Source organism: Pseudomonas sp. GM55 (assembly GCF_000282395.1).
In the GTDB taxonomy this organism is placed as follows: Bacteria; Pseudomonadota; Gammaproteobacteria; order Pseudomonadales; family Pseudomonadaceae; genus Aquipseudomonas; species Aquipseudomonas fluorescens_CC.
Genome location: NZ_AKJJ01000015.1, coordinates 24,124 through 32,344, shown reverse-complemented (window position 1 = coordinate 32,344; position 8,221 = coordinate 24,124). Strand labels below are relative to the sequence as shown.

The following is an 8,221-nucleotide window of genomic DNA, read 5'->3' as shown; positions in this document are numbered from 1 at the left end:
GGTCGGCCCAAAGGCCGCCAAGTTCAAAAGCCAAAATCAAGCCAAACTCTTGCTGACCACTTCAAACACATCGCTGGACAACTGACCGGAAGCACGAATCCGCTCCAGCTCCCCCTTCATCAACGCCTGACGAGCACTGTCATACTTGCGCCAGCGAGTCAAAGGCGCCAACTGGCGAGAAGCAATCTGCGGATTGAAGCCATTCAACTCGATCACCAGATCCGCGAGGAAGCGATACCCGGAACCATCGGCGGCGTGGAAGTTGATCAGGTTCTGCCCGGCAAACGCACCAATCAGTGCCCGCACCTTGTTCGGATTCTTGATGTTGAACGCAGGATGCTGCATCAACTGACGAACCCGCTCCAGACCACCCGGCAACACACTGCCGGCCTGGACGCTGAACCACTGATCCATGACCAGCGGGTTATCCATGAAGTGCTCGGCGAAGCTGGCCAGTGCCTTGGCTTTTTCGGCCTCGAACGGCGAATTGACCAACACGGCGAGTGCGGTCAGGCGCTCGGTCATGTTGTCGCACGCGTCGAACTGCTCCAGGGTTGCGGCCAATACTTGCGGCTTGCCGCTGAGCATCAGGTACGACAGCGCGATGTTTTGCAGGGCACGACGAGCGAAATGCTCGGCTTCGGCCACGTACGGCGTCTGCTTCGACAATTCGCGATTACCCTGATAACGCTGCCACAGACCTTCGAACAGCGCGTCGGCCAGTTGCTTGCGGGCAAACTCGCGGGCGATGTGGATGGCATCGACATCCGCCACTTCGCTGATCTCGGTCAGGTACGCTTCGCTCGGCAGCGACAGCATTTCCGCCACCATCGCCTGATCCAGTGACTCATCCGAAAGCACCGTGCGCAGCGCGGACACCAGACGCTGATCGAGTACCAGCGCTTCGCCCTTCTGCTGTTGGGCGATCAACTCTTGCAACACCTGCACCGACAATTGCTGACCAGCATCCCAGCGGTTGAAGCCATCGCTGTCGTGCTGCATCAGGAACATTAACTGGTCGCGGTTGTACGGGAAGCTCAGTTTTACCGGTGCCGAGAAACCACGCAGCAACGACGGCAGCGGTTGTTCGGCGATGTCGACGAAGGTGAAGGTCTGCTCGGCCTCGGTCACCGAGATGACCCGCGAGGTTCCTTGCGCGCTGGCTTCACCGGACAGACGCAGGGCAATCGCTGCCCCTTTGGCATCCAGCAGCCCCAGCTCAACCGGGATCACGAACGGCAGTTTTTCAACCTTGTCCGGGGTTTGCGGGCAGCTCTGGCGGAAGGTCAGGCTGTAGGTTTTTGCCGCCGCGTCATAAGACTCGCTCACTGCCAGGCGCGGTGTACCGGCCTGGCTGTACCAGCGTTTGAACTGCGTCAAGTCGACGCCATTGGCATCTTCCATGGCCTTGATGAAGTCATCGCAGGTCACCGCCTGGCCGTCGTGGCGTTCGAAGTACAGGTCGCTGCCTTTGCGGAAGCCTTCGGCACCGAGCAAGGTGTGAATCATGCCGACCACTTCCGAACCCTTTTCATACACGGTCAGGGTGTAGAAGTTGGAAATCTCGATGAAGCTGTCCGGGCGCACGGCGTGGGCCATGGGGCCGGCGTCTTCGGCGAACTGGTGGGTGCGCAGGTACGCCACGTCCTGGATGCGCTTGACCGTGGCCGAGTTCATGTCCGAGGAGAAACCGGCATCGCGGAACACGGTGAAGCCTTCCTTGAGCGACAGCTGGAACCAGTCGCGGCAGGTCACGCGGTTGCCCGACCAGTTGTGGAAGTATTCATGGGCGACGATCGCCTCGACCCGCTGGTGCGCGGCATCGGTGGCGGTTTCGGCCTTGGCCAGCACGGCGCTGGAGTTGAAAATATTGAGGCCCTTGTTCTCCATGGCGCCCATGTTGAAGTCATTCACGGCGACGATCATGAAGATGTCCAGGTCGTACTCGCGACCATAGACCTCTTCGTCCCAACGCATGGACTTCTTCAGGCTGTTCATGGCGTGCTGGCACTTGTCGATGTTTTCCGGTTCGACGTAAATGCGCAACGCCACAGTGCGCTCGCTCATGGTGGTGAAGCTGTCTTCGACGCACCACAGGTCGCCGGCCACCAGCGCAAACAGGTACGCCGGTTTCTTGAACGGGTCTTCCCAGGTCGCCCAATGCCGGCCGTCTTCGCCAGGACCGGAAGCAATCGGGTTGCCGTTGGACAGCAGCACCGGATAGCTGTGTTGTTCGGCGACGACCGTGGTGGTGAACGTGCTCATCACGTCCGGACGGTCGAGGTAGTAGGTGATCTTGCGAAAGCCTTCGGCCTCGCACTGGGTGCAGAACATCGTGCCGGACTTGTACAGGCCTTCCAGCGCGGTGTTGGTTTCCGGGTGGATCCGCACGCTGGTGTCGACCGTGAAGGTGGTGCTGGTCGGGTGCAGGGTCAGGTGATTTTCAGTCAACTGGTAGTCGGCGGCGCCCAGCTCACGGTCGGCCAGGGTGACCGATAACAGCTCCAGCTGTTGGCCGTCCAGCACCAGCGGCGGCAGCCCCGGGCCACGCTCGGGGTTGCGGCGCATCACCAGTTGCGCATGGACCAGGCTGTGGTCCTCGAACAACTCGAAGGTCAGGTGCGTTTCGTCGATCAGGTACTCGGGCGCCTGATAGTCCTTCAGGTAAATCATCTTCGGTTGTTCGGTGCGCATGCTGGAGTCCTTACTGATGCACGGCGAGCTGGTAAGCCGTGTATTTACGAATATTGATCACGCCGGTGTCGAAGATCAGGTACTGGCCCTTGACCCCCATCAGCGTGCCTTCGGCAATCGGGTTCTTGTCCAGGTTGAAGCTGACAATCTTCGCCGGGTATTGCTCGACCGGGTAGCGGATTTCCAACGGTTCGACGTCGGTAACCGTCTGGATAGCCTGCAAGCCAAATCGTTGCTGCAGCCCCAACAGTCCTTCGGCGCAGCTGTCGAACAGTCGATCGCGGACCTCGGCCAGGTTCACGGCCGCCGCATCGCCCTTGAGTAAAGCACGCCAGTTAGTCTTGTCGGCCACCTGGCTACGGAACAGATCCTCGACGAAACCGGACTGTTGCCGGGTCGATACGCGCATGATCGGCAAGGCCTGGCTCGCCCCCTGGTCGAGCCAGCGGGTCGGCAACTGGGTGGCCCGGGTAATCCCGACTTTCACCCCCGACGAGTTGGCCAGGTACACCACGTGATCGGTCATGCAGAACTTCTCGCCCCATTCCGGTTCCCGGCAGGTGCCGGCGTCGAAGTGGCAGCGCTCCGGGCTCATGATGCACACGTCGCACTGGGCCAGCTTGGTCATGCACGGATAGCAGTAACCCTGGCTGAAACTGGTTTTGGTCTTGCGTCCGCAATGGATGCAGTGAATCGCACCCAGGTATTCCAGGCGCACCGTGGTGCCGATCAACGGATTGACCGGGACTTCGGTTTCGCCCAGACGGAAAGCGTATTGCACATTCGCCCCGTCAAGGCGCGCCGACATTTTGCTGATTGCACCTCGGCCAATCTCGATCAATGGATGGCATCCGACTTGAACAGGATATTCGGTACTTCGATCGACTTCGAGGCGCATTCCTGCGGCCCCATGTAGCCGGTACGCTGGTCCTCGGGCAGGTTCTGGATCTCCCAGGCGATCATCGCCTGCAACGACAGCTCGCGTTGTTCGGCGGTGAGTTTGCCACCGTCGGACCACTTGCCGATTTCCACGGCCAGTTTCAGGCTCTCGTAGATATCGGCGGTGATGTTCTTGATCATTTCGTTAAAAGAGGACATTGGGTCTCCGTCTCTTTATTGCATGTCTGAATTAGGCGGCCAGTTTACGGCGGTTAAACAAACCGCCCAACAACCCGGTGAAGCATCCGATGAGTAACCCGCTGACATGGGCCGCGTTGGCAATTTCGCCGAAGCCGATCATCGAGACCAGCCCGGACAGGCACAGCAGCAACCACACCAGCATCATCACCAGCACTCCGCGCGGCAGGCGATAAGCCGGGTTCGGCGCCAGCAACTGGAAGATCCAGCAATGCCCGAGCAGGCCGTACAGTACGCCGGACAAGCCACCGAACAAGGTCGGGCCGCTTATGTAGTACTGGAAGTAGTTGGACACCAGGCTGAACAGCAAGGTCAGGCCGATCAGGTTGATACTGCCCTGGCGCGACTCGATACGTCGCCCCAGTTCCCAGTACCACATGCCGTTCATTGCCAGGTGCAGGATGCCGAAGTGGATCAGCATCGGCGTGAACAGGCGCCACCACTGCCCCGCCGCCAGGCTGTCGGCCAGTGGCGTGAAGTGGATGTATTCGCCGACCACGCGGAACTCGAGGAAGGTCAGCCAGCGCATCGTTTCAAGGTTGTCGCCGAGCAAGGTCACCGCGCCGACGATCACGCTCAGCAACAGCACCAGCGCGGTGGCCCTGGCGTACTTCAATTGCTCGACGAAACCCGGACGCTGGAGGGTCTGCGCCTGCGGAATGGCCAGTTGCTGGTCGGGATCGCCCGCCGGAAAGCGTTCGTACAGCGCGCGCACGTCTTCACTGATGTTGTCTGGCACCCACAGCACCTGCTCGCCAGCTTCCTCGCTGACCCGATGAGGCACTTGCATGCGTTTGAGCAGCGCGACGAACCCGCTCAAGTCCACCGCCAATGGCAGACGCAATACCGCTACAGCACTCATTGCAGCACCTCCGGCCGCTCGACATCGACCCAGACGAATTTATGCGGATCCAGGCGGGTTTCCTGATCCAGTCGATAGGCGACCAGTTTGCCGTACAGCACCGCGCTGTAATCCAGGCAGGCCAGGTTCGGCCGGATCGGGGCCGGCTTGCCGCTGCGCCAGTAATGGCCGACGAACAACAGTGGCTCATCGATGCCATAGCGCAGCAGACTGTTCTTTTCGGTGGACGACAGCGGCGTCCGGGCCACAGGTTCCGGTAGTGCATCCGGCTGGAACACGATGTCGCCGTAGGTTTTCGGATCGTCTTCCCAGAACTTGGTGCGGAAGAACGAACGCACTAAACCATCGCCACTGGTCATGGTCAGGCCATGCGGCAAGCGCATGTCCGTGCCGCGTAGCAGCCGGTCGAACACGGTGCAGGCAAACGAACCCGACTGCGCCGACGCCTGAAGAAAAGGCTCGTCGACGCAACCGTTGGGGAACAACGCGCGCAGCGGCTCGATCAGCCCGGCATCCCAGCAGGCGTGGACCACGCGAAAACGCCCGGCATCGACAAACAATGGCAGCTCATAGAACCATTGCTGAAAGTCGTGCCAGTCACCCGGATGCTGTTCGAACTGGGTCAGGGTTTCATGCAGCAGGCGGGCGTGGCGTGGCGTGTGCTCGCGCACGAACTGCTTGCCGCTGCCGGGCAGCGCCGGCGTGGCCCAGCCAAGTGCGTTGAACTCATGGTTGCCCATGATGCACAGCGCGTGACCGGCCTCGACCATGTCGTGGACGATGTGCAGCGCCTCGCGAATCCGCGGGCCGCGGTCAATGATGTCGCCGACGAACACCGCCATGCGCGAATCGTGTCGCCAGACGCCGCCCTGTTTGTGATAACCGAGTCGGTCGAGCAAGTGCTCCAGGGTCAGAGCGCAACCGTGCACGTCACCGATCAGGTCGTAGCTACGCGCGGGATCGAGCATCAGTCGCCTCCACCCCCCAGCTTGCTGCCCCAGCCGAGTTTGGTCCGGCAGACTTCATAGTAGTTGTGGTCGAGCGGGTGAATCAGCCGCAGTTTCTGGGCTTTTTTACTGACCGTGATGGTGTCGCCGGGCGCGCAGGTAAAGTGGTTCTGCCCGTCACACGAGACTTGCGGGTAAATCTGCATATCCTTGGACACGACGATCTTCAGCTCACTGTTGCCATCGACCACAATCGGTCTACCCGACAAGGTATGGGGGTACATCGGCACAATCACAATAGCGTCGAGCTTGGGATGCATGATCGGTCCACCCGCCGACAGCGCATAAGCGGTCGAGCCGGTCGGTGTGGCAACGATCAGGCCGTCGGCCTTCTGGCTGCAGACGAACTGGCCATCGATGTACAGCTCGAATTCGATCATCCGCGTGGATTTGCCAGGGTGCAGCACCACGTCGTTCAAGGCATCGCCCTGACCGATGGCCTCGCCGTGGCGGCGGACTTCGGCCTGCAGCAGGAAGCGGTTTTCCACCAGATAGTGGCCATCGAGTACTTCGGCGACCTTGGTTTCCAGCTCATCGGGGCGAATGTCGGTCAGGAAACCCAGGCTGCCCCGGTTGATGCCGAGCACTGGAATATTGTGCTTGGCCAACGCCCGGGCGGCACCGAGCAGGCTGCCGTCACCGCCGACCACAATGACCATGTCGCAGACTTCGCCGAGCATCTTGCGCGACGAGGTTTGCAGGCCGTGCCCTGGCAGCACTTCGGCGATGGTGTCTTCGAGGATCACGTGCAGGTGACGATCGAGCAGAAACCGTTTCAGTCGGCGGACGGTATCCAGCACCTGGGAACTGCCCAGGCGACCGATGATGCCGATATTGCGAAATTGCTCCATGGGGCTCCTGCGGGGATCTGTGTGGCGGCGAAAACCACGATTATGGGCGAAAGCCGGCCGTAGACAAAATCCTTTCAGCTTCAAGGGTGTGCCCGGGTTTCGGGCTATGCTCGCAAGATGATGCTATTTCCGGATTTGCTCCACCTGCCTCATCAGTTACGCCATCCCGAAGTGCGTGACCTGGCGTGGGTCATTCTCGCGCCGCCCATGCTGGGCGATACCCCCTGGCCGCAGCGCCACCCGCTGGCCGGCAGCGACTGGGTGCTGGCACCGCAAAAGCTGGAGCATTGGCTGCGGCAGCTGGACCGCGACAGTTATGGCTTGCTGCACTGGCTGGCCCAGGCCCGGACCCGGCGCCTGGGCCTGTACTACGAACGTCTCTGGCAATTCGCCGTGCAGCATGCGCCGGGCATTGAGCTGATTGCCGCCAACATGCCCATTCGGCGCGAGGGACACACCCTGGGTGAACTGGACATGCTGCTGCGCGACCGCGATGGTGTGCATCACCTGGAACTGGCGATCAAGCTCTACCTCGGCCCGCAATCCGGCGACGGACACGACACCGCCCAGTGGCTGGGTCCGGGGTGCCACGACCGGCTCGACCGAAAACTGGCGCACCTGAGCCAGCATCAACTGCCGATATCCGCACGCCCCGAGAGCCGTGAAGTGCTGGCGGGTCTGGACATCCAGGCGTTCAGCGCCCATTTGTGGCTGGGGGGTTATCTACTGTACCCGTGGCCTGGACAGGCCGCGCCGCCGTTGGGTGCACATCCGCAGCATTTGCGGGGCCGCTGGCTGCATCAAAAGGATTGGCCGGCGTTGTTGGCCCAGAGCCCGCCGGGGCGCTGGCAACCGCTGCCCCGCCACGCCTGGCTGGCTCCTGCGCACTATTCGGCGGAGCACACCTGGAACCCTGGCCAGATGCAGGCGTGGCTCAATGAGCTGGACCCGCTGGCACCGGCACAATTGCTGGTGCGCCTGACGGAAAATGCCAACGGTGACTGGGAAGAAGCTGAACGCCTGTTTCTGGTGGCGGATCTTTGGCCGAATGTACCGGGCAATGCCTGAATTTTGTACTGTGCCTGGCCATGAACATCAAGCTTTCTTGTGCTGCTCGACCCATTGCCCATAGGCATTGATGAAGCGTTGCAGGAACGGCTTGACCGACTCGGACAGCTTGCCCGCCTCGTCGAACGCCGAACCGGCGTTCCCCAGATAGGCCTCCGGTTGCTGCATCATCGGCACATTGAGAAACACCATGGATTGACGCAGGTTGTGGTTGGCACCAAACCCGCCGACGGCCCCTGGCGAAGCACTGATAACGGCACCGGGTTTACCGCTCCAGGCACTTTTGCCATACGGACGCGAACCCACGTCAATCGCGTTTTTCAGCGGCGCCGGCACCGACCGGTTATATTCCGGGGTCACGAACAGCACCGCGTCGGATGAACTCACCTGTTGCCGAAAAGTGCTGTAGGCTGCCGGCGGTGAAGCGCCATCGATGTCTTCGTTATAGAGCGGCAAATCGCCAATCTCGACGATGTTGAGCTTGAGATTGGCCGGCGCCAGCGCTATCAGAGCCCGTGCGACCTTGCGGTTGATCGATTCCTTTCTCAAGCTGCCGACCAGGACGGCGATCGTATAGACGTTGCTCATGGGAATTTCTCGAC

Annotated in this window: 8 protein-coding genes; 1 reads left to right on the top strand and 7 read right to left on the bottom strand. The window is 61.0% G+C overall.

The genetic code is table 11. The features are described 5' to 3' along the window. Positions 1-36: 36 nt before the first annotated feature. The 6 genes from pepN to PMI31_RS02985 are packed head-to-tail and all read right to left on the bottom strand — an operon-like array spanning position 37 to position 6,551. Complete coding sequence (pepN, locus tag PMI31_RS03010; RefSeq protein WP_008016133.1) at positions 37-2,694, bottom strand: aminopeptidase N; 2,658 nt, start codon at positions 2,692-2,694, stop codon at positions 37-39. Between the two features lie 10 nt (positions 2,695-2,704). Next, complete coding sequence (locus PMI31_RS03005; RefSeq protein ID WP_008016132.1) at positions 2,705-3,535, bottom strand: DUF2797 domain-containing protein; 831 nt, start codon at positions 3,533-3,535, stop codon at positions 2,705-2,707. After that, positions 3,532-3,792 carry a YeaC family protein gene (locus PMI31_RS03000; protein WP_008016131.1) on the bottom strand — a complete coding sequence of 87 codons (261 nt, stop codon included), beginning with the start codon at positions 3,790-3,792 and terminating at the stop codon, positions 3,532-3,534. Before PMI31_RS03000 ends, PMI31_RS03005 begins: the two co-directional genes overlap by 4 nt. Before the next feature lie 31 nt (positions 3,793-3,823). Continuing rightward, positions 3,824-4,693, bottom strand: a complete 870-nt coding sequence (locus PMI31_RS02995; protein WP_008016130.1) for a rhomboid family intramembrane serine protease — start codon at positions 4,691-4,693, stop codon at positions 3,824-3,826. After that, positions 4,690-5,661: a metallophosphoesterase gene (locus tag PMI31_RS02990; protein ID WP_008016129.1), complete on the bottom strand. Its 972-nt coding sequence runs from the start codon at positions 5,659-5,661 to the stop codon at positions 4,690-4,692. The genes PMI31_RS02995 and PMI31_RS02990 overlap by 4 nt, the downstream gene beginning before the upstream one ends. After that, complete coding sequence (locus tag PMI31_RS02985; RefSeq protein WP_008016128.1) at positions 5,661-6,551, bottom strand: NAD(+) kinase; 891 nt, start codon at positions 6,549-6,551, stop codon at positions 5,661-5,663. The genes PMI31_RS02990 and PMI31_RS02985 overlap by 1 nt, the downstream gene beginning before the upstream one ends. A 117-nt stretch (positions 6,552-6,668) precedes the next feature. On the opposite strand from PMI31_RS02985, the gene PMI31_RS02980 reads away from it, so the two are divergent. Then, positions 6,669-7,619, top strand: coding sequence for a DUF1853 family protein (locus tag PMI31_RS02980; protein WP_008016127.1), 951 nt, complete (start codon positions 6,669-6,671; stop codon positions 7,617-7,619). A 27-nt stretch (positions 7,620-7,646) separates the two neighbouring features. Here the strand turns inward: PMI31_RS02980 and PMI31_RS02975 are convergent, their stop codons facing one another. Continuing rightward, positions 7,647-8,207, bottom strand: coding sequence for an NADPH-dependent FMN reductase (locus PMI31_RS02975; protein ID WP_008016125.1), 561 nt, complete (start codon positions 8,205-8,207; stop codon positions 7,647-7,649). Between the last annotated feature and the right edge of the window lie 14 nt (positions 8,208-8,221).